This window comes from Youngiibacter fragilis 232.1 (assembly GCF_000495435.3).
Classification (GTDB): Bacteria; Bacillota; Clostridia; order Clostridiales; family Clostridiaceae; genus Youngiibacter; species Youngiibacter fragilis.
On record NZ_AXUN02000020.1, the window covers coordinates 1 to 753 of the forward strand.

Consider the following 753-nt stretch of genomic DNA (forward strand, 5'->3'; position numbering starts at 1 on the left):
GCTGAGGGGAAAAGAAGAGGCCATCAGATGCATTGAAGCACTGATGACCCGATACAATTTTTCCTATTGGACGAAATCGCGAGACCAACCATGATACTATGGGGATTCAATCATACCCAACGCCTCGTGAACATGACAAAAAAGGTACCACTACTAACCAGAAATAATGATTTTTGAAGTATTTCAGAATTTACGGCATGCTTCGCAGCCCCACGGTAGTGGGGCTTTTGAAAATATTGGGTCGTCTGGTCATTCAAGCTTCTTTACACCATTCAGGCTTTCCCGACGGATGTTTGAGCTACCGCAGTATCTGCATACACCAGGATCAATACTGAACATCTTCTTGAGAAGCTGGAGGCCTGAGAGGTCCTTATAGATTGGTTTGTACACTCTACCCCCAATCAATGCCCTGATGATGGCTACCTTCTTCCGCTTTGTCCTGTTGCTTAGAATGCCATAGTGCCTGATCTTTACGAACCCTTTAGGAAGCACGTGCATGAGGAATCTCCTTATGAACTCCTCATTGCTAAGGGTTAATTCTGTATTCGAGCCGGACTTATAGTCCTTAACCTTGAAGGTCACTGAGGTTTCTCCGACATCGGTTATCCTTGAGTTGCTTATTGCAATCCTGTGGGTATACCTGCCTAGATATTCGATTACATTTGCAGCACCCTTGAAGGTCTCCTTGATGTGAGGTACCCATTCCGTGGAATACAGATTGGAGAGGAATCCGTTGAACTTCTCCGGTTGCTT

Annotated in this window: 1 protein-coding gene; it reads right to left on the minus strand. The window is 45.3% G+C overall.

The window, feature by feature from the left end; genetic code table 11:
* Positions 1-249 precede the first annotated feature (249 nt).
* On the minus strand, positions 250-753 hold a 504-nt coding region (locus T472_RS01430), incomplete at its 5' end, for an IS91 family transposase (RefSeq protein ID WP_023863238.1).